Origin of the sequence: Salinarimonas ramus (assembly GCF_014645695.1) — a bacterium.
In the GTDB taxonomy this organism is placed as follows: domain Bacteria; phylum Pseudomonadota; class Alphaproteobacteria; order Rhizobiales; family Beijerinckiaceae; genus Salinarimonas; species Salinarimonas ramus.
On sequence record NZ_BMMF01000004.1, the window covers coordinates 320,182 to 343,360 of the forward strand.

28 protein-coding genes are annotated in these 23,179 nt (G+C 70.2%); 14 read left to right on the forward strand and 14 right to left on the reverse strand.

What is annotated here, in order from left to right; translation table 11 throughout:
• The first annotated feature begins 21 nt into the window (after positions 1–21).
• Both dapA and smpB read left to right on the forward strand, forming a co-directional pair.
• Positions 22–924, forward strand: coding sequence for a 4-hydroxy-tetrahydrodipicolinate synthase (gene dapA, locus IEX89_RS08340; protein WP_188911602.1), 903 nt, complete (start codon positions 22–24; stop codon positions 922–924).
• 7 nt (positions 925–931) lie between these two features.
• A complete protein-coding gene (gene smpB, locus IEX89_RS08345; protein WP_188911610.1) occupies positions 932–1,405 on the forward strand; it encodes an SsrA-binding protein SmpB in 474 nt (157 codons plus the stop codon).
• A 55-nt stretch (positions 1,406–1,460) separates the two neighbouring features.
• Here smpB and IEX89_RS08350 read toward each other — a convergent pair whose 3' ends face one another.
• Positions 1,461–2,111, reverse strand: a complete 651-nt coding sequence (locus IEX89_RS08350) for a queuosine precursor transporter (protein ID WP_373290561.1) — start codon at positions 2,109–2,111, stop codon at positions 1,461–1,463.
• 111 nt (positions 2,112–2,222) lie between these two features.
• A complete protein-coding gene (gene rpmB / locus IEX89_RS08355) occupies positions 2,223–2,522 on the reverse strand; it encodes a 50S ribosomal protein L28 (protein WP_188911867.1) in 300 nt (99 codons plus the stop codon).
• Positions 2,523–2,802: 280 nt separating this feature from the next.
• On the opposite strand from rpmB, the gene IEX89_RS08360 reads away from it, so the two are divergent.
• From IEX89_RS08360 to IEX89_RS08395, 8 genes are all read left to right on the forward strand, one after another.
• Positions 2,803–3,639, forward strand: coding sequence for a DUF3108 domain-containing protein (locus tag IEX89_RS08360; RefSeq protein ID WP_188911611.1), 837 nt, complete (start codon positions 2,803–2,805; stop codon positions 3,637–3,639).
• Positions 3,640–3,744: 105 nt separating this feature from the next.
• Positions 3,745–4,845: a heat-inducible transcriptional repressor HrcA gene (hrcA, locus tag IEX89_RS08365; protein ID WP_188911613.1), complete on the forward strand. Its 1,101-nt coding sequence runs from the start codon at positions 3,745–3,747 to the stop codon at positions 4,843–4,845.
• 48 nt (positions 4,846–4,893) lie between these two features.
• Positions 4,894–5,268, forward strand: coding sequence for a type II toxin-antitoxin system RelE/ParE family toxin (locus IEX89_RS08370; RefSeq protein WP_188911615.1), 375 nt, complete (start codon positions 4,894–4,896; stop codon positions 5,266–5,268).
• Between the two features lie 2 nt (positions 5,269–5,270).
• Positions 5,271–5,612, forward strand: coding sequence for a helix-turn-helix domain-containing protein (locus IEX89_RS08375; protein ID WP_188911617.1), 342 nt, complete (start codon positions 5,271–5,273; stop codon positions 5,610–5,612).
• A 69-nt stretch (positions 5,613–5,681) separates the two neighbouring features.
• Positions 5,682–5,906, forward strand: a complete 225-nt coding sequence (locus IEX89_RS08380) for a DUF2093 domain-containing protein (RefSeq protein WP_188911619.1) — start codon at positions 5,682–5,684, stop codon at positions 5,904–5,906.
• Positions 5,907–5,952: 46 nt separating this feature from the next.
• Positions 5,953–7,773, forward strand: coding sequence for an ABC-F family ATP-binding cassette domain-containing protein (locus IEX89_RS08385; protein ID WP_188911621.1), 1,821 nt, complete (start codon positions 5,953–5,955; stop codon positions 7,771–7,773).
• A 198-nt stretch (positions 7,774–7,971) separates the two neighbouring features.
• On the forward strand, positions 7,972–8,220 hold the full coding sequence (locus IEX89_RS08390; RefSeq protein ID WP_188911622.1) for a hypothetical protein: 249 nt from the start codon (positions 7,972–7,974) through the stop codon (positions 8,218–8,220).
• Position 8,221: 1 nt separating this feature from the next.
• Positions 8,222–8,776, forward strand: coding sequence for a hypothetical protein (locus IEX89_RS08395; RefSeq protein ID WP_210317601.1), 555 nt, complete (start codon positions 8,222–8,224; stop codon positions 8,774–8,776).
• A 146-nt stretch (positions 8,777–8,922) separates the two neighbouring features.
• Here IEX89_RS08395 and dksA read toward each other — a convergent pair whose 3' ends face one another.
• Together dksA and IEX89_RS08405 are read right to left on the reverse strand one after the other, a co-directional pair.
• Complete coding sequence (dksA, locus tag IEX89_RS08400) at positions 8,923–9,342, reverse strand: RNA polymerase-binding protein DksA (protein WP_188911630.1); 420 nt, start codon at positions 9,340–9,342, stop codon at positions 8,923–8,925.
• 224 nt (positions 9,343–9,566) lie between these two features.
• Positions 9,567–9,998 (reverse strand): flagellar assembly protein FliX, encoded by a 432-nt coding sequence (locus tag IEX89_RS08405; protein WP_188911632.1) that lies wholly within the window; start codon positions 9,996–9,998, stop codon positions 9,567–9,569.
• Positions 9,999–10,223: 225 nt separating this feature from the next.
• Between IEX89_RS08405 and IEX89_RS08410 the strand changes: the two genes are divergently transcribed.
• From IEX89_RS08410 to IEX89_RS08425, 4 genes are all read left to right on the forward strand, one after another.
• Positions 10,224–11,396, forward strand: a complete 1,173-nt coding sequence (locus IEX89_RS08410; RefSeq protein WP_188911634.1) for a flagellar basal body P-ring protein FlgI — start codon at positions 10,224–10,226, stop codon at positions 11,394–11,396.
• A complete protein-coding gene (locus IEX89_RS08415; RefSeq protein ID WP_188911636.1) occupies positions 11,396–11,752 on the forward strand; it encodes a rod-binding protein in 357 nt (118 codons plus the stop codon). The genes IEX89_RS08410 and IEX89_RS08415 overlap by 1 nt, the downstream gene beginning before the upstream one ends.
• Before the next feature lies 1 nt (position 11,753).
• A complete protein-coding gene (locus tag IEX89_RS08420) occupies positions 11,754–12,257 on the forward strand; it encodes a hypothetical protein (RefSeq protein WP_188911638.1) in 504 nt (167 codons plus the stop codon).
• A 154-nt stretch (positions 12,258–12,411) separates the two neighbouring features.
• Positions 12,412–12,801, forward strand: a complete 390-nt coding sequence (locus IEX89_RS08425; protein ID WP_188911640.1) for a flagellar protein FlaG — start codon at positions 12,412–12,414, stop codon at positions 12,799–12,801.
• Positions 12,802–12,896: 95 nt separating this feature from the next.
• Here the strand turns inward: IEX89_RS08425 and flaF are convergent, their stop codons facing one another.
• From flaF to IEX89_RS08475, 10 genes are all read right to left on the reverse strand, one after another.
• Entirely contained in the window at positions 12,897–13,268 is a 372-nt protein-coding gene (gene flaF / locus IEX89_RS08430; protein ID WP_188911642.1) for a flagellar biosynthesis regulator FlaF, read from the reverse strand.
• A gap of 76 nt (positions 13,269–13,344) precedes the next feature.
• Positions 13,345–13,743, reverse strand: coding sequence for a flagellar biosynthesis repressor FlbT (locus IEX89_RS08435; protein WP_188911644.1), 399 nt, complete (start codon positions 13,741–13,743; stop codon positions 13,345–13,347).
• A gap of 126 nt (positions 13,744–13,869) precedes the next feature.
• Positions 13,870–14,715, reverse strand: a complete 846-nt coding sequence (locus tag IEX89_RS08440) for a flagellin N-terminal helical domain-containing protein (protein ID WP_188911646.1) — start codon at positions 14,713–14,715, stop codon at positions 13,870–13,872.
• 199 nt (positions 14,716–14,914) lie between these two features.
• Positions 14,915–16,162 (reverse strand): glycosyltransferase family 2 protein, encoded by a 1,248-nt coding sequence (locus IEX89_RS08445; protein ID WP_188911648.1) that lies wholly within the window; start codon positions 16,160–16,162, stop codon positions 14,915–14,917.
• A gap of 22 nt (positions 16,163–16,184) precedes the next feature.
• Positions 16,185–17,606, reverse strand: coding sequence for a GlcNAc-transferase family protein (locus IEX89_RS08450; RefSeq protein ID WP_188911650.1), 1,422 nt, complete (start codon positions 17,604–17,606; stop codon positions 16,185–16,187).
• Positions 17,607–17,644: 38 nt separating this feature from the next.
• Entirely contained in the window at positions 17,645–18,496 is an 852-nt protein-coding gene (locus tag IEX89_RS08455; protein ID WP_188911651.1) for a flagellin N-terminal helical domain-containing protein, read from the reverse strand.
• A 130-nt stretch (positions 18,497–18,626) separates the two neighbouring features.
• Positions 18,627–19,199: a transglycosylase SLT domain-containing protein gene (locus tag IEX89_RS08460; RefSeq protein WP_188911877.1), complete on the reverse strand. Its 573-nt coding sequence runs from the start codon at positions 19,197–19,199 to the stop codon at positions 18,627–18,629.
• Positions 19,138–20,436 carry a flagellar hook-length control protein FliK gene (gene fliK, locus IEX89_RS08465; protein WP_188911653.1) on the reverse strand — a complete coding sequence of 433 codons (1,299 nt, stop codon included), beginning with the start codon at positions 20,434–20,436 and terminating at the stop codon, positions 19,138–19,140. Before fliK ends, IEX89_RS08460 begins: the two co-directional genes overlap by 62 nt.
• Positions 20,433–21,752 carry a MotC family chemotaxis protein gene (locus IEX89_RS08470; RefSeq protein ID WP_188911655.1) on the reverse strand — a complete coding sequence of 440 codons (1,320 nt, stop codon included), beginning with the start codon at positions 21,750–21,752 and terminating at the stop codon, positions 20,433–20,435. The genes fliK and IEX89_RS08470 overlap by 4 nt, the downstream gene beginning before the upstream one ends.
• Positions 21,749–23,179 (reverse strand): MotB family protein, encoded by a 1,431-nt coding sequence (locus tag IEX89_RS08475; RefSeq protein ID WP_188911657.1) that lies wholly within the window; start codon positions 23,177–23,179, stop codon positions 21,749–21,751. The genes IEX89_RS08470 and IEX89_RS08475 overlap by 4 nt, the downstream gene beginning before the upstream one ends.

A 23,179-nucleotide genomic window follows, 5' to 3' on the forward strand; every position in this document is an offset into this window, starting at 1 on the left:
CGCATCGCTCGGAGCGCTCTGATGTCCGCCCATGCCGTCCTCTCTCGCATTCGCGGCTCGATCCCCGCCATGGTCACGCCCTTCGAGGACGGCGCGGTGGACGAGGAGGCCCTGCGCGCGCATGTCGACTGGCTGATCGAGAACGGGTCCACCGGTCTCGTCCCCGTCGGCACCACGGGGGAGAGCCCCACCCTCTCCCACGACGAGCACAAGCGTGTCGTGGAGATCACCGTCGCCGAGACGAAGGGCCGCGTCCCCGTCATCGCGGGTGCGGGCTCCAACTCCACCACGGAGGCGATCGATTTCGCGCGCCACGCCGAGCGCGCCGGTGCGGACGCGCTCCTCGTCGTGACGCCGTATTACAACAAGCCGACGCAAGAGGGCCTCTATCAGCATTACAAGGCGATCGACGCCGCGGTGGGGATCCCGATCCTGATCTACAACATCCCCGGCCGCTCGGTGATCGACATGTCGGTGGAGACCATGGCGCGCCTCTACGAGCTGCGCAACATCGCCGGGGTCAAGGACGCGACCGCCAGCATGGTGCGGGTGAGCCAGCAACGCGCCGTGCTCGGTCCCGATTTCGTACAGCTTTCTGGCGAAGATTCGACGGCGCTCGGATTCAACGCCCATGGCGGGCACGGCTGCATCTCGGTGACGGCCAACGTCGCGCCGCGCCTGTGCGCCGAGTTCCAGGCGGCGAGCCTCGCCGGGGACATGCCGACGGCGCTGAAGCTGCACGACCGCCTGTTCCCGCTGCATCAGCACCTGTTCGTGGAAACCAACCCGACGCCGGCGAAGTTCGCTCTGTCGGTGCTCGGCCGCATGTCCGACGAGGTCCGCCTGCCGCTCGTGCCCGCCTCCGAGGCGGCGCGCGAGCTGGTGCGGGGCGCGATGCGGGCGGCCGGGCTGATCAACACCTGAGAGTTCGATGGCGCAGAAGAACGCCCATTCCCACCGCGTCGTCGCCGACAATCGCAAGGCGCGGTTCAACTACGAGATTTCCGACACCTACGAGGCCGGCATCGCTCTGACCGGCACGGAGGTGAAGTCGCTGCGCTCGGGCAAGGCGACGATCGGGGAGAGCTATGCCGGGCCCTCGGGAGAGGACCTGGTGCTCTACAACGCCTACATTCCCGAGTATCTGCAGGCGAACCGCTTCAATCACGAGCCGCGCCGCCCGCGCAAGCTGCTGCTCCACCGCCGCGAGATCGACAGGCTGCTGGGCGCCACGCAGCGCGAGGGCTACACGGTCATACCGCTGCGGGTCTATTTCAACGATCGCGGACGCGCGAAGGTGGAGCTCGGCCTGGGCAAGGGCAAGAAGCTGCACGACAAGCGCGAGACCGAGAAGAAGCGCGATTGGGCGCGCGAGAAGTCGCGCATCCTCAAGGAGAAGGGCTGAGCGCCCGCGCCTGCCTCTCCCCTCTTCCCTTCATCGCCTGCTCGATCGGGGCGGCTCAGGCCGCCCCGTGCAGGTCCTCGTAGCGCCGCATCCGCGAGACGATGGCGCCGTATGGCACGAGCGCGACCGCCGCGATGGCGAGCTTCACCGCCCAGTCCGCCAGCGCCAGCGTCTGCCACGGCAGGGCGATGCATTCGTCGGCGATGCCCACCGAGCCGAGAAGGCCCGAGATCGTCTCACCGCCGAGCACCGGCCCGCAATAGAAGGCCAGCGAGAAGAACAGCGCCGTGTCGAGCGCCGAGGCCAGGATCGAGGAGGTCAGCGGCGCGAGCCACCACGCCTTCGCGCGCAGCGCGTTGAAGATCGCCACGTCGACGAGCTGCGCCGACAGGAAGGCGATGCCCGACGCGATGGCGATGCGCGGCGTCGCGAGGTAGATCGACAGCGCCACCGCGAGCGCGAAGCCGGCATAGACCACCTTGCGCGCGCCCGCGGGGCCGAAGCGACGATTGGCGAGGTCCGTCACCAGGAACGCGAAGGGATAGGTGAACGCGCCCCAGGTCAGCCAATCCTGCAGGCCGAGCGCCTGGATCGGGTGCTGCACCAGGATGTTCGACGACAGCACCACCACCGCCATCGCCGCGACGGCGACGAGGAGGAGCGTGCGGTCGTCCGGGCGCGTCGTGTCGCGTCGCATGGCGTTCATGGCCCTGCAATCCTTCGGATTCTGCGTCGAGCGGCGTCCTGCCGCTCCAAACGGCGAAAGGCGGCCGCGCGGGCCGCCCCTCGATCGGCTCGACCGATCTTGCGCCGGGCCTCAGGCCTCGGCGGTCTCGGCGAGCTGCTTCTTCTCGATCTCGCGCTTGACGGTCCGCGCCGTCTGCGAGAGCTCGACGTCGTTCGCCTTGGCGAGGAACGCGTCGAGGCCACCGCGATGCTCGACGGTGCGGAGCGCCGCGGCCGAGATGCGCATGCGCACCGAGCGGCCCAGCGTCTCGGACTGGAGCGTCACGTTGACGAGGTTCGGCAGGAAGCGCCGCTTCGTCTTGCGGTTCGAGTGGCTCACGAGGTGGCCGGTCAGAACGGCCTTGCCGGTCAGTTCGCAGCGGCGCGACATGGTCTTGTTCGTCCTATCCATGGAGGTGCGGCCGCTTCTCTCTCCCACGCTCCCGCGCGCGACGCGCACGGATGCGGGGCGACCGGACACCGGTGTCCCTTGAAGGTCGGAGCCTATAGGCGAAGACCCCGGGTCGCGTCAAGGATAGGAGAGCGTTAACCATCAGGGTCGATGGTCGACTCCGCCTCGACAACGCCCGATTCGCCGAGGAGCCTCTCGACGACCCCCTCGTGGGCGGGCTCCCGGAGCGACCGGACCCGACGGGACCCAAGGAAACGCCATGCGTGCGCCCCGCCTCGCCTCCGCTCTCCTCGCCGCCGCCATGGCGCTCGGCACCCTCGTGCCGAACGCGGCGCAGGCACGCGGCTCGACCTTCGACGCCACCTACGGCATCTGGCTCGCAGGGTTCCCCGTGGGCGAGGCGGACGTGACGTCCTCCTCCGACGGGCGCCGCTACCAGATCGAGGTCCAGGCGCGCCTCGTGGGGCTCGCCGGCCTCGTCACCGACGGCCGCGGCGCGGCGACGGCGACGGGCCGCGTCGACGGCGAGCGCGTGGCGCCGGCCTCCTTTGCGGTGAACTCGGCCTCGAGCCGCGCGAGCCGCACCGTGCGCATGGGCCTCTCCGGCGGCTCGGTCTCGGCGGTGGAGATCCTGCCGCCGCTCCCCGAGCATCCCGACCGCGTTCCCGTGCGCGCCGCCCATCGCCGCGGCGTCGTCGACCCGGTGAGCGCCTTCCTCTTCCCCGCCCGCAATCGCCTGGCGGCGACCGATCCCGGCCAGTGCGAGCGCACCATTCCGGTCTTCGACGGCGCCTCGCGATTCGACATCGTGCTCAGCTACGGCGGCGAGCGGACCATCGAGAAGCCCGGCTACAGCGGCCCCGTCCTCGTCTGCAACGCGCGCTTCCGTGCCGTCTCCGGCCATCGCGAGGGCCGGGAGGCCGTGCGCTTCATGGAGGACAACCGCGACATGGCGGTGTGGCTCGCGCCGCTGGAGGAGGGCCGCGTGCTCCTGCCCATGCGCATCGAGGTGCGCACGCAGATCGGCATGAGCATCATCGAGGCCTCCCGCGTCTCCATCGACGGCGGCGGCGTCGCGCGGCGCGCCTCGAACTGACCGGCTCGGGCCGATCGGCTTGCGCAGGCGGGGCTCGGTGGGCACATAATCGTTCTGGGCGATGTCATCCCGGCCGCCCACGCCACCAGCGAAGTTGCGCATCCCATGAACGGCGAGAGCCCCTCCCGCTCGGATCCCCTCTCCCAGGCCCGCGCCCTCGCGGAGCTGAACGACCGCTCGCGCGAGATCTTCCGCCAGATCGTCGAAAGCTACCTCGCCACCGGCGAGCCCGTGGGCTCGCGCAACATCTCCAGGCTCCTGCACGCGCCGCTGTCGCCGGCCTCGGTCAGGAACGTCATGGCGGACCTCGAGCATGCCGGGCTGATCTTCGCCCCCCACACCTCGGCCGGGCGCCTGCCCACGGAGACGGGCCTTCGCTTCTTCGTCGACGCCATGCTCGAGATCGGCGATCTCTCGGTGGAGGACCGCGGCAACATCGAGGCGCAGATGCGCGCGGCCGCGCAGGGGCGCGACTTCGAGAGCGCGCTGGCGGAGGCCTCCGCCATGCTGTCGGGCCTCTCCCGCGGCGCCGGCGTGGTCGTCACCTCCAAGCAGGACCCCACCCTCAAGCACATCGAGTTCGTGCGGCTCGATCCGATGCGCGCCCTCGTCGTCCTCGTCTCGGAGGACGGCTCGGTGGAGAACCGCCTCCTCGACCTGCCGCCGGGCCTGCCCGCCTCCGCGCTCACCGAGGCGGCGAACTTCCTCAACGCCCGCATCCGCGGCAAGACGCTGGCGGACGTGCGCGACGAGACCCGCGTGCTGCGCGAATCGATGGAGCGCGAGCTCGACGCCCTGACCGCCCGGCTGATCGAGGCGGGCGTGGCCTTTCCCTCGCAGGGCGTCGACCAGCGTCACCTCATCGTACGCGGCCAGGCGAACCTCCTCGCCGACCTCCAGGCGCTGGAGGATCTCGAGCGCATCCGCCTCCTCTTCGAGGATCTCGAGACCCAGACCGACGTCATCGACCTGCTGGGCCGGGCCGAGGCGGGCGAGGGCGTGCGCATCTTCATCGGCTCGGAGAACAAGCTGTTCTCGCTCTCGGGCTCGTCGCTGGTGGCCGCCCCCTTCCGCGACGGCGCGCAGAAGATCGTTGGCGTGCTCGGCGTCATCGGCCCCACGCGGCTGAACTACGCCCGCATCGTGCCGATGGTGGACTACACGGCCAAGCTGCTGTCGCGCATGCTGGAGGGCAGCGGGAGATAGTATAAAGTTACGACTTGAATGCTTTGATTTCTTCCGCCATAGAGCCTCATGGCCTCGGATGAATCAGAGCAACGCCCGCTCTATTGGGTTGGATCGAGCCTTCGCGACCTCCGTGGGTTTCCGGCTCATGTGCAGGACGCGTTCGGCTTCGCCCTGCATCTCGTCCAAGAGGGACTTCATCCGAGAGGAGCGAAGAATCTCCGCGGGCTCGGCCCGGGCATCATGGAGCTACGGGAGGAGCACGAAGGTCGAGCTTTCCGGGCTGTCTATGTGGCACGGTTCGAGCAATGCGTTTATGTGCTCCATACCTTCGTGAAGAAATCGAGAAGCGGCATTTCGACTCCCTCGATCGAACTCGATCGCGTAAAGTATAGATTGAGGGAAGCCGAGGCGGACTACGCGAACAGGTTCGACGGGAGATGACGATGATCGAAGCGAGCGAAGACATCCGGCCCTCGAGCGGCAACGTGTTCGCGGACCTGGGCAGCGCAGATGCCAGCGCCCACGCGCTCAAGGCGCGCATCGTCACGGAGCTGATCAGGATCGTCGAGCAGCCCGGGATCGGTGATGCGGAGGCAGCGCGGGCCTTGGGCGTCTCGCGAGACGAGCTCGATCGTGTCTTTCGCGGACAATTCCGTCAGCTTCCGGTCGAGCGGCTGCTCACCTGGCTGACTGCGCTCGGCAAGGACGTCGACATCGTGGTGCGGGACCATGGCGTCGCGGGCGAGGTGGGACGGATCGTGCTCGCCGTCTCCGCCCCGAGTTGAACCCCCGCCCCCCTTTCCGCTATTGCTCGTGCGACGGCGCGCGGCCCCGCGCGCGACACGGATGATGCGATGAACAAGCTCGAGCGGCCGGGCGGCGAGGCTCAGGTCGAATATCTGGACTCCACCTTCCGCGTGGTGAAGCCCGGCACCTTCGTGCGCTGCGGCGTCACGGGGGCGGCTATTCCGCTGGATCAGCTGCGGTACTGGAGCGTGCCGCGCCAGGAAGCCTATGCGAACCCGCAGGCGGCCCTCGTGCGGCTCGGGCACGCGGCGGACGCGCCTCCCTCCGGCTGAGCGGCCACCCCTTCACCGGGAGCGCAAAACGCCGTACATGCCGGGCATGGCGCTCCCTCCCCTCCTCTCCCTGCAAGACGTCGCCCTCACCTTCGGCGGCACGCCGCTGATCACGAAGGCGGAGCTCTCCGTCGCGGCCGGCGAGCGCGTGGCGCTCGTGGGGCGCAACGGCTCGGGCAAGTCGACGCTGCTCAAGATCGCCGCCGGCCTGATCGAGGCGGATGCGGGCATGCGCTTCGTCCAGCCCGGCGCCACCATCCGCTACCTGCCTCAGGAGCCCGATTTCGGCGGCCACGACACCGTGCTCGCCTATGTCGAGGCCGGCCTCGCGGAGGGCGACGACCCCTATCGCGCGCGCTACCTGCTGGAGGAGCTCGGCATGACGGGCGAGGAGCCCACCGGGTCCCTCTCCGGCGGCGAGGCGCGGCGCGCGGCGCTCGCACGCACCCTCGCCCCCTCCCCCGACATCCTGCTCCTCGACGAGCCGACGAACCACCTCGACCTGCCGGCCATCGAATGGCTGGAGACGGAGCTGAAGGCGCTGCGCGGCGCCCTCGTCCTCATCAGCCACGACCGGCGCTTCCTGGAGACGCTCTCGAAGGCCACCGTCTGGCTCGACCGTGGCATGACGCGGCGCATGGAGGAGGGATTTTCCGGCTTCGAGGCCTGGCGCGACGCCGTGCTCGAGGAGGAGGCTCGCGACCGCCAGAAGCTCGCCCGCAAGATCGCGGCCGAGGAGGACTGGATGCGCTACGGCGTCACCGCGCGCCGCAAGCGCAACATGCGCCGCGTCGGGCTCCTCCAGGACATGCGCCGGCAGCTGCGCGAGGAGCGCCGCGCCGTCGGTCAGGTGCAGATGACGGCGTCCGAGGGGGAGACCTCCTCCAAGATCGTCATCGAGGCGAAGGGCGTCTCCAAGAGCTACGACGGCCGCGCGGTGGTGGACGATGTCTCGATCCGCATCGCGCGCGGCGATCGCCTCGGCATCGTCGGGCCCAATGGAGCCGGCAAGACGACGCTGCTGAACATGCTCACCGGGGGGCTCGCACCCGATACCGGAACGGTCACGCTCGGTGCCTCCCTGCAGATGGTCACCCTCGACCAGCGCCGCGAGAGCCTCGACCCCGATTGGACCCTCGCGGAGGCGATGACCGGCGGGCGGGGCGACCACGTCACCGTGGGCGGGCAGCAGAAGCACGTGGTCGGCTACATGCGCGACTTCCTGTTCTCGCCCGAGCAGATGCGCACCCCCCTGCGCGTCCTCTCCGGCGGCGAGCGCGGGCGCCTCATGCTGGCGCGGGCGCTGGCGAAGCCTTCCAACCTCCTCGTGCTCGACGAGCCGACGAACGATCTCGACCTCGAGACCCTCGACCTCCTCGAGGAGCTGATCGCCGACTATCAGGGCACGCTCATCCTGATCAGCCACGACCGCGACTTCCTCGACCGCGTCGTCACCTCCACCCTCGTCGCGGAGGGCGACGGGCGGTTCGTCGAATATGCCGGCGGCTACGAGGACATGGTGGCGCAGCGCGGCCATGGCATCGGCCCGCGCCGGGTCTCCCCCGCACCCGAGAAGCCGGCCGCCCCGGCCAAGCCGGCGGCGGCGAGACCCGAGCCCAAGGAGAAGAAGCGCAAGCTCTCCGGCAGCGAGAAGCACCAGCTGGGGACGCTCCCCGGCCTGATGGCCGCGCTCGAGCGCGACATCGCCAAGCTCCAGGCGGCGCTCGACGACCCCGACCTCTACACCCGCGACCCCGCCCGCTTCGAGAAGCTCACGACCCTCATGAGCAACGCCCAGACCAGGCTCGCCGAGAGCGAGGAGCGCTGGCTGGAGCTGGAGATGCTACGGGAGGAGCTGGAGGGGTGATGGCGGGTGGGACGCGAAAGTTCTCTTCCCTTCGCGGACACAAGCCTGCACGAACCACTCCGAGCCGAACGTCGGAAAGAAGCTCAACCTCGCACATTCATTTGCTTATGATACAGTTTTGTTGCAATTAATACGAGCGCTCGACGATGGTCGAACCGGCTTAAATTGACGATTGACAAATTTCTGGGGAGGCCTAGCTTGGCACGCAAGCGGCATCCGTCGAAAGAGATCGAAGCGGTCCTCGAACAACTGGAAGCGCTCGGGTGGACGGTGATCGAAGGCAAGGGCCACGCTTGGGGCCTGCTCCGGTGCCCGACGAACAACACGGAATGCCGATGCGGCCGCTTCTGCCAGATGTCGGTCTGGTCGACGCCCCGGGATCCGGAGCGGCACGCCAAGCAGCTGAGGCAGAAAGCCCTCGCCTGCACGAAGCTCGACGAGAAGTAGGATGATCATGACGGAGCCGTTCGAGTTCGAGCTCGTCTTCAGCCTTCCGGAGGGCGATCACGACGCCTTCGCTCTCACCGATGCCGTGTTCGAGGCGGGCTTCGACGACGCTCTGGTAGGCACCGGTATACCCGGCCTCGTCGGCGTGGAGCTGGAGGCGGAGGGCGAAGATGCGCAGAGCGTGATCCTCGATGCCGCCCGTCGTCTGTCGAAGGCGCTCCCGCCGGGAACGCGGCTTCGCGAGATCCGGCCCGACCTCGTCAGCCTCGCGGACGTCGCCGAGAAGCTGAACGTGAAGAGGCAGGCGCTCGCGCAGCGCAGGATGCCACCCCCCAGCCTCGGTGGGCTGTACCGGATCGACGAGATCGCCGCCGCACTGATCGAGGCAACGACGCCGGAGGCGGGGAGACGACGCCCGCGCTTCGACGTCGCTCCGATCCAGAAATGGCTTCGCGCCGGCTGCGCCGCCCGCCAGCTCAATGCCAAGCTCACGACCCGAGAGCTGGACCCCGTTTCCGTGGAATTCGTCCCGGCTCCCGACGACGCGAGGCGCTGACGGGCGAGATGACGTTCGGCGACTGCCGGTGCGCGGAAGGAGAACGGACGCACATCGGCCGGCGGCGTCCGCTGATGCGCGGAAAAGCCGCCGGCGGCTTGGATCCACTCACAAAAAACGCCGCTCTGCGGCGGCGTGGGGATCGGTCAGTCGTCGCGGTGGACGCGTTCGTTGCGCTCGTGGCGCTCCTGCGCCTCGAGCGAGAGCGTCGCGATCGGTCGCGCCTCGAGGCGCTTCAGGGAGATCGGCTCGCCGGTCTCCTCGCAATAGCCGTAGGAGCCGTCCTCGATACGGGCGAGCGCCGCGTCGATCTTCGAGATGAGCTTGCGCTGGCGATCGCGGGCGCGGAGCTCGATGGCGCGGTCGGTCTCCGAGGAGGCGCGATCGGCGATGTCGGGGTGGTTCTCGTTCTCGCTCTGGAGCGTGGCGAGCGTCTCGGACGACTCGCGGATGATGTCCTGCTTCCACTGATGGAGCTTGCGACGGAAATATTCCCGCTGCCGCTCGTTCATGAAGGGCTCGTCCTCGGTGGGACGGTAACCCTGGTCGATGAGGGTGTTCGACATGATGACACTTCTCGCTGCCGTCGCGCCCTAGACCGCGCTGAACCTGCGCCCGCCGGACCCGCCCTCGGGCGCGGCTCCTTATAGCGGAGCGACCGCAGCGGGACAATCGACAAAAGCCGAGGAATTTCGTCGGCAATCGCTAGGTTTGCACTGCAACATCAGCCGGTCGGCGCGATTTCAACCGATTCGGAAGCCGACTTCGCGCCGACCTGCCGTAGGGACACTCAAATCCGCCCGTCGCGACCCTCGCGGGCGGCGAGCTTGGCCATTTCCACCTCGGCGCGAAGCTCGATCTGGGAAAGGATGGCGTCGAGGCGCGGGTCGCCGCTCGTCTCGCGGCGCTCGGTCAGGCGCTCGGCGATGCGCTTCATGTCCTCGGGGCCGACGCGCCCCGACAGGATCGCCGCCTTGAGCCGGTCGAGCCCGTCGAGCAGCTCCTGGCCACGTCGCGCGGCGCGGCGGCGGCGCTCGCCGGGATCCTCCTCACCCTGGAGCGCGAGGATGGCGTCGAGGCTCGTCGTCGGGCCGACCGCCGAGGAGCGCGCGGTGGAGGCGCTCGCCGGCGTTTCGTCCACCGAGAAGCCGCTCGACCCGCTCGAGCGGCGCGACCCGGAGACGGACGGCATCGGCACGCCCGGCTTGCCCTCGATGCGCATGGTCGTGTCCTCCGGTCCCCTCGCCCCGTCGGCGTCCGGACGATCCTCGCCGCATCATGGTTAACGAAGCGTTGACGCATCGGCAGAACCTGCCGGGGACGGCCGGTCCTGCCCGGCGGCCCGCCGCCTTCCGCCGCGCTCCCCATCCACGAAAGCCCGGCGCCGTATGGCGTTTACGCCTGGCACGGACTTCGCGAGACCGTGCGTGTCCAGGAGGAAGGCACCATGGTCCGGCTCGCCCGCAGGTTCGCTCACGTCCGCTTCGCGCTCGTCGCGCTGACGACGTTGGCGCTCGCGCTCCCTCCCCTGCTCGCGGCCCCGCCGGCGCAGGCCGACGCGGTGCGCCCGCTCACCACGCTGTCGCGGATCAAGGACCTCGCCGACATCGAGGGCGTGCGCCAGAACCAGCTCGTCGGCTACGGCCTCGTCGTGGGCCTCAACGGCACCGGCGACACGCTCAACAATTCGCCCTTCACCCGCCAGTCGCTCACCGCGATGCTGGAGCGGCTGGGCGTCAACACCCGCGGCGAGAACCTGCGTACCGCCAACGTCGCCGCCGTGATGGTGACGGCGAACCTGCCCGCCTTCTCGACGCAGGGCACCCGCCTCGACGTCACGGTCTCGGCGCTGGGCGATTCCTCCTCGCTCCAGGGCGGCACGCTGCTCGTCACGCCGCTGCTCGGCGCCGACGGCGAGGTCTACGCGGTGGCGCAGGGCCCCGTCGCCATCGCCGGCTTCTCGGCGGAGGGCGCCGCCGCCTCGGTGACGCAGGGCGTCCCCACGGTGGGGCGCATCGCCAACGGCGCGCTCATCGAGCGCGAGATCGAGTTCCGCCTCGACGTGCAGAGGGGCCTGCGGCTCGCTTTGCGCAACCCCGACTTCACCACCGCGCGCCGCATGGCGGCGGCCATCAACGCCTTCATGGGCGAGGGCACGGCCGAGCCGCTCAACCCCTCCTCCGTCGCGATCCGCGTGCCGGCGAACTATCCCGGCAACATCGTCGCGCTCCTCACCGACATCGAGCAGCTGCGCGTCGAGCCCGACCAGCCCGCTCGCGTCGTCATCGACGAGCGCTCGGGCATCATCGTGATGGGACGCGACGTGCGCGTCTCGCAGGTGGCGGTGGCGCAGGGGAACCTGACGGTGACGATCTCCGAGCAGCCGCAGGTCTCCCAGCCCGATCCGCTCTCGCTGGGCGAGACCGTGGTCGTGCCCCGCACGGGCGTGCAGGTCGACGTCGACGGCGACCAGCGCCTCGCCATCGTCGACACCGGCGTCTCGCTGCGCGAGCTCGTCGACGGGCTCAACGCGCTCGGCGTCGGACCGCGCGACCTCATCGCCATCCTCCAGGCGATCAAGGCGGCCGGCGCGCTCCAGGCCGAGATCGAGGTGATGTGATGAACACGGCGCTCACCACCTACGCCGCGACCCAGGGCGGCCTCGCCCAGCGTCTCGAGAGCGCTCGCGCCGGAATCGAGCGCGCCGGCGCCGCGGGCGGCGACGTCTCCCCCGAGCGTGCCTCCCGCGCCCGAGAGACCGCGGAGGAGTTCGAATCGATGCTGCTGGAGGAGATGCTCGGGCGCGTCTTCGAGAGCGTCGGCGACACCGGCTTCTTCGGCGAGGCCGGGCCGGGTGCCGGCATGTATCGTTCGATGCTCGTCAAGGAATATGCGGGCATGATCGCGAAGAGCGGCGGCATCGGCCTCGCCGATCAGGTCTATTCCGAGATCCTCAAGCTGCAGGAGGCCGCCTGACATGTGGGCCGACGAACAGAACAGAGCCGGCGCGCCGGCGCCGCGCGTCGCCACGCGCGAGGCCGCGGGCGCCCTCGTCGAGGAGGTGCGCGAGACCATGCGCGAGCTCGAGAAGCTGCTCGAGGTGGAGACCGCGCACCTGCGCGCCGGGCGCATCCGCGACGGGCTGTCGGACGAGGCGCGCAAGGGCGCGCTCACCTCGCGCTACGTGCAGGGGCTGGAGGCGCTCAAAGCCAACGCGGTCGCCCTCGCGCGCTTCGTGCCGGAGGCGCTGGAGCGGCTCAAGGCCGAGCACGCCGCCTTCCAGCGCACCATCGAGACGAACCAGGTGGTGCTCGCCACCGCCCGCGCCGTCTCGGAGGGGCTGGTGCGCTCGCTCTCCGGCGAATTGTCGGGCGGCGCCTCGCCTTCGGGATACGGGCCGCAGGGCGCCCGCCCCGGTGCGGCCTACGGCCAGGGCCCCGCGCGCGGCGGCTCGCCGCTCGTCGTCTCCCGCAGCCTCTGACGCACGCGGAGCCGAGCGCGCCGGAGCGGCCGAGATACCGATGCTTTGGAGCGGAAAAAACGTGCTCGCGTTTACCGTTTCCTTAAACCTCCCGTTCAGCGGCGCCGGCTAGGCTCGTCCATGGCCAGAAGGCCGTATCGACAGGAGGCCCGTCATGGACGTCGGCAGCGTTCAGAAGGCGCAAGCCGCTCCGAGCCCGCGGCAGGCGGTCAATCTCTCCGCCGTCAGCGCCGTTCAGAGACCCGACAGCGCCGCCCCGGCGAGACCGGTGGCGACGGAGCTCGATCCGTCCCGCAGCGTCACGCAAGTGGCCGAGAGCGAGGCGGTTCGCCTCGACACGAGCCCCGGCGCGGAGGAGCGCGCCGCCCTCGACGCGGCGATGAAGCGCGTCCTCGCCCGGCGCACCGAGATCGACGAGCCCACGAACACCGTCGTCACCCGCAAGGTCGACACCCGCTCCGGCGAGGTGGTGGAGCAGGTGCCGGCCGAGATGCTGCTCAAGCTGCGCGCCTACATCCGCGGCGTCCCGCCGGGCTCGTCCTGAGGCGTTTCCCGCTTCGCCGACCCTTCGACGAGAGAAGGCCGGGCCCGCCCCTTCGGCGGCCCGGCCTCTCGTCGTTTGCATTGGCGAGCGTCGGATCAGCCGGCCGGCTGTCCGCGCAGGCCCGCGGCTATGTCGACGTTGATCGAGACGAGGATGTCGAGGCGCTCGGGCGCCGGCTTCTCGTAGACCTCGTCCATGCGCCGGAAGACGAACACGCCGAGGCTCGCGAGATTGCTCTTCAGCTCCCGCGGCAGCGGGTTCTCGACGTCGACGATGGACGGCAGGAAGACCGACCAGATGCGCTTGTTGTACTCGAGCGCCTCGTCGAGGAGGCTCGTCTCCGCGAAGCGTTCGCGGGCGGCCTGCAGCTTGGCGGCGGCACGCATGAAGAGATCGGCCTCCAGCTCGCGCTGGTCGACCTTCGCCGTCTTCGCCGTGCTGGCGTAGGCCTGGGCGGCGTTGTGCATGAAGAACCCCCGACTGGACTGCCGGCTCGATGATGCCGGTGCGAACTTAAGGGTGCGTTTCTACGCCGGGGAAGAATCACGCGGCCTTCTGCGCGTGGGCGATGACGGACGCCTCGTAGCCGATCAGCTTGCGGCAGATCTTGAGCGCGCCGTAGAGATTGCCGGCGACGAAGCGCTCGGCGATCGCCTCGAGGAAGCGCTTCGTCGAGGGCGCCGCGCCGACGATCTGGGCGGCGATCTCGCGGAACGGGCCGGACGCCTCCTCGAAGCTCATCTCCTCGAGATAGACCTGCTCGAGCACGAGGTAGAGCTTCTTGCAGACGGTGTCCGCCTGCTCGGGCGTGATCACGTCCTTGCAGCGCAGGATCGGCGCGCGCCCGTCCACGACGAAGGTGGTGCGGCTCGGGCCGTTGGTGAGCGCGACCTTGCCGATGATGATCCGCTCGTTCGGCTTGAGCTCGATGCGCAAAGCCATGGCAGGCCCCTTTCGAGTTGTCCGTCGCGAACGGTAGGCCGCGCGTGGTTAACGCCGGCTTAAGCGGCGAGCGCCGCGCCCCCTCGCGGGAGCGCGGCGCTCGGGTCTTCGTCGTCGCGAGAGCGATCAGAACAGTCGCAGGACCGACTGGTCGCGCTGCGAGGCCAGCGCCAGGGCGGTCTGGGCGATCTGGTTGCGGGTGTTGAGCGAGGTGAGCTTGGCGCCCTCCTCGTTCAGGTCCGCGAGCGTCCAGTCGTCGGCGCCGGCCTGGAGGGTGTTGATCATGTTGGAGGTGAATTCCTGGCGCGCCGTGACGATGGCGTTGTTGGCGCCCAGGCGGCTCGCCTCGGAACGCAGCGTCGTGATGGCGGTGCGGATCGAGGTGAGGGCCGATGCGATGTTGGCGTTGCCGCCGGTCACCGTCGTGTCGGCGTTCGACCAGGAGCCGACGGCACCCGTCGTGACGCCGAGCGTGGCGGCGTTGAGCACCGTACCGCCGTTCACCGAGAGCGCCAGCGACGCCGTGGTGTCGCTCGCGTCGAAGCGGACGTTCAGCGTACCGCCGTTGAGCAGGTTGACGCCGCCGTAGCCCGAGTTCCGCATCAGGTCGTCGACCTGCCGGACCACCTCGTTGAACTGCCTCTGCAGGGTGTTGCGCACCGCGCCGTCCTGCTCGGCAGCGGCCTGGTTCGCGAGACCCTGGGCGGTCTCGAAGAGCTTCTTCATGCCTTCGATGCCGTTCGTCGCCGCGGTGATCGTCCGCGTCGCCTGCTGCATCGAGTCCTGGAGGCCGGCGAGGTCGCCCGCACGATCGCGCAGACCGGCCGCCGAGAAGAAGGCGAGCGGGTTGTCGATGGCGGAGTTGACCTTGAGGCCGGTAGCGAGACGCTGCTCGGACTGGTTGGCGGCCCGCGTGGTCTGCTGGATGGTGAGCAGCGTGTTTCGGATGCCCGAGGAAAGCGCGATCTGCATGACGATCTCCTTCTGTGTCGTCGTTTGAAGGCTGTTCTGGCCCGTGGGCGGACATTGGCCCGACATCCGTAAAAGGCGGGTTCAAAAACGTGCCTAACGCGCGTTAATCCCTGGCCACGCAAAGAAAAAGGGCCCGCGACGAAGCGGACCCTCGCATTTGAGTGAACGATGTCTTGCGCCGATCTTCGACGCGTGGGCGTTACACCGAGATGCGCCGCATGGCGGCCGCGAGATCGATGACGAGATCGTCCGGATGGTCCTGCGGACCGCGCGTGCGGTTCATGCCGATATGGGCCGTGCGGCCGTCCCGGGCGCCGTCGTGGTCCGAGGCGCAGACGAGCTCGATGCCGTGGCGCTCGACGTCTATGACGTTGAGATAGATCGCGTAGATCTCGTCGGAGAGCACCGCGCGCTCCGCCCCCAGCAGCACCGCCTCGCGCAGGCTCGCATCCATGGCCGCGAGCGAGAGCAGCTCCTGCGCCGTGTGCTCGGAGATCGGCGAGGACGCGTAGGCGCGAAGCCGGCGATGCAGGTGCCAGGCCTTCTCCCAATTGCGCGCGCCGAGCTGCATGTGCACGGCGACGTGCATCCGGTCGAGCACGAAGGCCTCGAGCCGCTTCAACGTCTCGGACCAGTCCGCCTCGGGCTCGGCGTCGCGGGCGCGCCCGATCAGGTGCTCGAGCCCGCCGCGATACATGTCCCAGCCGATTGCCGCCTCGCTGTTGCCCTGGTGCTTGCCGTGGCGCGAGATGCCGGTGACGATGGCGTGCGGCCGATCCGTGAACATGACCCGCCCCGCCTCCACGGCGCGGGCGAGGGTCACGAAGAAGTGGTAGGCCGTGCTCTCGGCGGGGCCGATGATCTCCGGCACGAGGTCGGCGCGGATGGCGAAGATCTCGGGGAAGATGCGCCTGGTCAGGACGAGGTCGGCGGCTGCGCGGAAATCGCCCTGCGCGATCGTGAGCGGCCCGTCGAGCTGGTAGGCCGTGCCCAGGATCTTGTTGCGCTCGCGCTCGTTCATCACGAACCACGGCGCCTGGATCATCACGAGGCTCGGATCGGCGTCGAAGAGCGCCGGGTAGGCGGCGACGCTCTCGGGGATGAGCAGGTCGTCGTCGCCGGTCGTGACGATGAAGCGGCCCTTGGCGTGGCGATGCCCGTAGAGGAAGTTGCCGAGATAGCCGAGGTTCTTCGGCTGCACGATGCAGCGCACCCGCGGGCTGCGCGCCTGCCAGCGCTCGATCACCGCCCGGGTCTCGGCGCCCGACGCGTTGTCGCAGACCAGGATCTCGTAATCGAGCCCGGCCTCGTCGAACTGCGTGACGTGGTGCTTCAGGCAGGTCTCGAGATACGTCGGCCGCTGGTAGGTGGGCAGGAGGATGGTCACGTCGGGGCGCGCGCCGCCGGCGCTCGCCTCCGATGCGGTCTGCATCTCGCGCTTGCTCATCGCCTCGCCCCTTCCCGGCGCCTCAGCCCGCGGCGGCGGCGCCGCCGGAGAGGCCGCTCTGCATGTCGTCGATCGTGTTGAGGAGGTGCACCGTCCACGACAGCTTCGCGAGCTCGCAGGCGAGCGCGTAGCGCTCCCAGCTCGAGAAGTCCGCGACGAGCTTCGCGCGGTCCGGCGCGTAGACGGCGCCGACCTTCTTGCCGGCGCGCAGGTGGCGCTGCCGATCGAGCTCGATCAGGAGGCTCGCCAGCTCCTCCGCGAGCTGGGGCACCTCCCAGCCGGAGAGTGCCTCGCGCAGCCGCATCTCCTCGGGCTCGACGAGCGCCGGGCGCACCTTTGCCGGATCGTCGAGCACGGGGACCGAGAAGCTCGCGATGTCGTCGATGTCCGGGATGAAGCGGGCCCGGGCGCAATCCACCGTGATGCGCTTGTAGCGGAAGTCGATGCCGGTCCAGGCCTCGTACTCCGCCAGCGTGCGCTCGGTACCGAGGTCGAACAGGTCGAGATCGACGAGAATCGGTTGGTCGAGCACGGTGGTGTGCCCGGTCATGTGGTTGAAGCGGTGGAAAGCGCGGGTCGTCCACTCGGTGTTGCGGTTCTGGAATCCGAGATCGGCCATGTCGCCGCGCTTGACCCGGTTGTCGCGCTTGTATTGGTGCCAGACGGAACGGCGCGGGGCGGCATAGATGTCCCAGCCGTGCGTGAAGGCGCGCAGCGCGTAGGTCACCTCCTCGGTGGAGAAGGCGGCGTAGGGGTCGTAAGGCAGCTCGGCGATCAGCCGGCCCGGCGCGAACAGCGCGCCCGCGAGCAGGAAGGGCATGCGCACGTAGCGCTCGAGCGCCTTGGGGAGCCACAGGCCCGTGAAGCGCAGGGCGCCGCTCTGCTCGAAGCCGTCGGTGCGCAGCACGCCGGGATAGAGGTCGGAGAGCGTGTCGCCCGGCGTCAGGTAGGGCGGCGGCGCGGAGGCGAGGATCGCCTTGTCGCTCGGACAGGCGTCGAGGTCGGCGATCAGGATCTCGTCCCAGCCGGGCTCGAACTTCATGTGCGAATCGATCTGGAGGTAGTAGGCCTCGCCCCGCCAGAGCGCTTGCGCCAGGAAGCGCGCCCAGCAGACGCCGAGCCCGTCGCGCCAGTCGAAGCGCATCTCGCGCACCTGGCCGCGCCGCGCGGGCTGCAGCGCGAAGAACGCCTCGTCCTCGACGGGATCGTGCTGCCAGATCAGGCCGACGCTGACGCGCTCGGGGTGCGTCGCCTTCTCGAAGAGATCGACGAGCGTCTTCTGGCATTCCGGGTCGCGGAAGGCGGCGACGGAGACGAAGATGCGCCCCTCGCCCCAGCCCTCGGGAAAGACCTCCGGATCGTCGGCGGCACGCAGGGCGCGCGCCGCCTCGTACTGCGCCTGGAGCTGGGGATCGTCGAGCGGGTGGGCGAGCGCGAGCGACATCGTGCGGATCTCCTTCGTCTCGCTCCGGGGCCGACGGATCAGCCGAACAGCCGCAGGACCGACTGGTCGCGCTGCGAGGCCAGCGACAAGGCCGTCTGGGCGATCTGGTTGCGGGTGTTGAGCGAGGTGAGCTTCGCGCCCTCCTCGTTCAGGTCCGCGAGCGTCCAGTCGTCGGCGCCGGCGCGCAGCGTGTTGATCATGTTCTCGGTGAATTCCTGACGCGTCGTGATGATCGCGTTGTTGGCACCGAGCCGGCTCGCCTCGGAGCGCAGCGTCGTGATCGCCGTGCGGATCGAGGTGAGCGCCGACGCGATGTTGGCGTTGCCACCGGTCACCGTCGTGTCGGCGTTCGACCAGGAGCCGACGGCACCCGTCGTGACGCCCAGCGTCGCCGCGTTGAGCACCGTGCCGCCGTTGACCGTCAGCGCCAGCGACGCCGTCGTGTCGTTGCCATCGAAGCGGACGTTCAGCGTACCGCCGTTGAGCAGGTTGACGCCGCCGTAGCCCGAGTTCCGCATCAGGTCGTCGACCTGGCGGATGATCTCGTTGAACTGCCTCTGGAGCGTATTGCGCACCGCGCCGTCCTGCTCGGCGGCGGCCTGGTTCGCGAGACCCTGCGCCGTCTCGAAGAGCTTCTTCATGCCCTCGATGCCGGAATTCGCGGCCGCGATCGTCCGGGTCGCCTGCTGCATGGAATCCTGCAGGCCGGAGAGATCGTTGGAGCGATCGCGCAGACCCGCCGCCGTGAAGAAGGCGAGCGGATTGTCGATGGCGGAATTCACCTTGAGGCCGGTCGCGAGCCGCTGCTCGGCCATGGTGGCGGACCGCGTGGTTCGCTGAATGGTCAGCAGGGTGTCGCGGATACCCGCGGACAGAGCAACTTGAGACATCGGCGTACCTCAACGACGCGCATGAAGCGATATGCGTTAAGGTTGACCGAACTGGTAAATATTTCGTTGTCCGCCCGGAATGATTCACCATTTCCGTTCATCACGACCGAGGTTTCGCCTCCGGTCGCCCTCACCCGCAGAACGAGCGGGCGTTGGGCGTCCACGCGCCCATGCCGCTCGAGACCATGTGACGGATCACGGCGCAGACGTAGCGCTTCTGCGCCGGCGTGTTGCGCGGACCCGCATGATAGCGCGCCACCGCGAGGGTCCAGGAGCCGTGCCGGGCGCGCAGCTGCTTGAGGAAGAGCGCCGCGTAGGTGACGTTCTTCTCCGGGTCGAGCATGTCGGCGACGGTGTCGAATTCCTGCCCGTGCCAATAATGGTTGATCTGCATGCAGCCGAGGTCGATCAGCTTCACGCCGGCGGCGCGCTCGCGCTCGAACTCCGCCAGCGCCTCCGCCCGGCTCGTGCCGAAGAAGGAGCGTCCCGCGATGTTGAGGGCGTAGGGGTGCAGGGTGCCGCGCCGGCCGGTCTCGGTGAGGCCCACCGCGAAGAGCACGGCGAGCGGCACGTCGTGCGCCGCCGCGGCGCGGATCATCTCCGCCTCGCAGATGTTCTCCTCCGCTCGCGCGGGGGAGACGTCAGAGATAGACCCCGCCGTCAGCGTCGCCGCCGCGACGAGAATGAGAAGCGCTCTGCGCATCATCGTCGGATCTCCTCTCCAGCGTGAAATCGCGGCCGGTCTGGCGACCGCCCTCCCCGCGCGCCTGGCCGTCGCCGCCGGCCTGACCGTTCGCTTGACCGTTCGAGTGGCCGTTCGCCTGGTTGCCGGTCTGGCCGGACGCATCGCCGCCCGCCTGGGCCTGCGCCGCCGCACGGGGCGCGTCGGCGGTGTGGATCGCGACCACCTCGCCGGCGAGGCCCGAGCGGCGCACGGCGTCGACGATGAGCTTCTCGTCGGCGCGCAGCATCGCCGCCGCCTTCGAATCGGCCGCTGTGATCTCCATGGCGACGCCGTCCGCCGTCATGCGCAGCGCGATCGTCACCGTGCCGAGCGAGATCGGCTGCAGCTGGACGGTGAGCACCTTCACGGGCCGTGCCGCGAGGCTCGCATGCGCGCCGGTGGTGGCGAGATCAGGGGAGAAGGCGAGGGTCGCCCGCCCGCTGCCGTCCGTGCGGCCGTCGCCGAGCAGGCTCGTCGCGCCGTCGACGACGGCCGCGAGGTTGGCGGCGCCGAGTGCCGGCGGCAGGTGGGTCGCCTGCGACACCACCGTCGCCTTGAGCGCCATGCCGACGCTCGGCTCGGCCTTGGTCGCGAGGAAGACGTCCTGCCGCTCTGGGAAGAGGGCGCGGGCGCGCGAGACGGGAACGTCGGCAGCATCGGCCGCAGCACCGTCCGCGTCGCCGGTAGCCGGGCCCGCCTGGGGAACCGCCGGTCGCGGCACGTCCGCCGTGTCGCGCACGACGCGACCCTGCGCGGAACGGGCGTCCTTCGTGCCGATGCCCGCGAGGGCGGCGAGCAGGCTCGCGGGATCGCGCGAGGCATCCTGCGTCTCCGCGGACGTATCGTCGGCGGGCTCGCCCTCGAGGTCGAGCTCTCCCTCGGCGAGGACCCTCCCCTCGCCCGTCGGATTCGCCTGCCCCTGGAGCGCCAACGCGCCGGGGCGGATCGGCAACGAGGCCGTCTGGCCCAGCAGGAGCGAGCGCAGGCGCCCCTCGCCGGTGTCGCCGGACGCGCCGTCTTGTGCGTTGCCGCTGGTCGGGTCGCCGGACGGCCTGCGGCCGTCCTCGCCGCCAGCGATGCCCTTGCGCCCGGCGAGGCCGTCGAGGGCCTTCCCGAACAGCGCACCGAGGCCGCCGGCGTCGCCGCCCGCCTTGCCGCCGCCGCGCTCGCCGCCGCCGCGGGTCTGGACCAGGGCCGAGAGGTCTGCGGGGATCATCGACGGGCCTCCATGAGGATGAGGTCGATCTCGGCGAGCGCCGCGTTCGCACGGCGCATCACGGGGGTCGGATCGGGGGGCGTGAAGGCGGGAGCGGGGTCGGCCACGGGTTCGGTGTCGATGTCGGCCTCGGCCACCTCCGCCGCGGGCACCGCAGCTTCGGCGTCCTCCTCGGCGATCTCCGGCGCGATCTCCCGCACGGGTTCGGGCGCGGCGAGGGCGATGGGCGCGCCGATCTGCATAGCGACGTCGAGAACGACCTCGAGCAGCAGCACGTCGGGCTCCGGCAGGCGCTCGGGGTCGATGTCGACGAGGCTGTCGGCGGCCAGCCCGAAGCGGTCCGTCGTCACCTGCGAGGCGGCGGCGTAGAAGGTCGCGCGCTCCTCCTCGTCGGACCCGCCGGCGGAGAGCTCGTGCGCCAGCGTCGCGGCGCGCCGCGCCACCTCGGAGCGACCGTGCACGAGGGAATGGCGGGCGAAGAACAGGTAGAGGTCGCGCCGGCTGTCGCCGTCGAAGCGCGAGAGCATGGTCTCGAGCCGAGCGAAGCGATCGAGATCGCCGCCGAAATCGAGCGCCGTGAGCAGGCTCGCGAAGCGCTGGCGGAAATTGCCCGCGTAGATCGAGTGCCGGAAGCGCGTGAGATATTGCACCGCGAGGTGCTCCAGCCGCTCGATCTCCCCGCTCTGGCCCGCGACGAAGACCTCGCGGCGAAGCGCCGCCTCCTCGATGAGGGTGCCCGGCGCGAGGAGACGCGCGACGGCGAGGAGGCGCATGGATTCGCCGGGATCGTCGCGCACGGCGAGCGCGGATTGCGCCAGCGCGAGCTGTGCGCCGAGCATGCCGCCGACGGCGAGCGGATCGGCCTCGCGCCAGGCCTCCCGCGCCTCGGTCTCGCGGCCCTGGAGGAAGGCGAGCGCGCCCTGCGCCAGGGTGCGCGGCGTGCCGAACTCGGCCCCGCTCGCGAGGATCGACGCGAGGCTCTGCGGCGGGCCGCCGCCGAGGACGAAGGCGATCGCGGCTTCGGCGTTCCGACGATCGGCCCAGGCGCTCGGGGGCGCCGCCGCGAACCGCGCGGCGATGTGGGCGATGAGCCCGCGCTGCGCCCGGTGCGCGTCGACGTCGCCCTCCGCCACCCGCTCCTGCAGCGCCTGGAGCGTGCGGACGAGTGCGTAGGGCTCGGGCGCGGCGGGGATCGCGGGCGCGGCTTGCGCCGGCGGGGTCGAGGGCGGATCGGTGACCGCCCCCGCAGGCCCGGGCGCGAGCCCGAGCGCGACGCCCGCGGCGAGGGCGAGGAGGAAGGGCGCCTTGGCGGTCACGAGCGCGCCTCCTCGCGGAGCAGGATCTCGATGCGCCGGTTCTCGGCGGCGAACGGATCGTCGGCGACCTTCAGGAGGCGGTCAGCATGGCCCTCCACCCGCAGGATGCGCTCCTCGGCGAAGCCGCCACGCACGAGCATGTAATAGGCCATGTGGGCGCGCGCGGACGAGAGCCGCCAATTGTCGTAGTCCTCCGAGCGGAAGGGTCGCGCGTCCGTGTGCCCGCGGATGACGATGGCGCCCGCCTCCTCCGCGAGGATCGGCGCGATCTCCTCGATGACGCGCACGAGCTCGGGCCGCGGCTCGGCGGAGCCGATGGCGAACATGCCGAAATCGGCGGCGTCGGTCAGCGAGACGAGGAGCCCCTCGGACGTCGCGGAGACCTCGATGGCAGGGGCGTTCGCCGGCGCCGGCGCGCCGGTCGCCTCGGCCATCGCCGCGGCGATGCGCGCGCGGAGAGCGCCGGCGCGGGAGAGGGCGGGGTCCTCCGACGCCTCCTCCTCCGTCGTCTCCTCCAGCGCAACGGCTTCGGCGACCTCGGCGGCCTCCTCTCCCGCCGCGATCTCCTCCTCGACGGCGACCTCGACCGCGGCGACCTCGGCCTCCATCGCCTCCTCGGCCGCCTCGACCTCGGCGACGGCGAGCTCGAGCGCGGCCTCGGCGTCCGCCACGGCCCGCGCCGCCGCACCCGCCATCGCCTGCGCCTCGCCGTCGAGGGCGATCTCGCCGGCGACCGCGAAGGTCTCGGCGTCGGGCAGCGGCAACGCGGCCATCGCCTGCGGCTGCGATCCCTCCGGCCCGCCCAGACCGAGCGGCGCGGCGGCGTCTGGCAGGCCCATCGGACCGCCCGTGCCGTCGCCGTCGGCGCGGCCCACGTTCACCTGCGGCGCGAGCTGCCAATAGACCGGGTCGAACGGGTCGCGGAAGGCGTCGCCGCCCACGAGCCCGGGCTCGCCGCGCTCGCCCGGCGTCACGTCGATGCCGGCCGCCGGCGAGGGCGGCGCGAAGGCGGCCTGCGCCGAGAGCTCGGCGAGGACGGCGTAGGGGTCCTGGAAAAGCGCCGTCTCGGAATAGCGCCGCTCCACCGGCTGCACGACCGGATCGGCCTCGACCACGTCGTCGGCCTGCGTCACCGGCGCGTCCGAGCGCTCCTCGAGGTCGACGCCCTCGGAGGATTGGTCGGGATCGCGCAGGCCCTTGCGGTCCGTCGTCGCCTCGGCGAGGCGGATCGGGTTGAAGTAGCTCGCGACGACCTCGCGGGTCTCCTGGTCGGTGGCGTTGATGAGCCACATCACCAGGAAGAAGGCCATCATCGCCGTCATGAAGTCGGCATAGGCGATCTTCCAGACGCCGCCCTTGGGCTCGTCGGCCTCCGGGTCCGGGCGGCGGCGGATGATGACGAGCTCGTGGCCCTGGTTCTCCTGCAC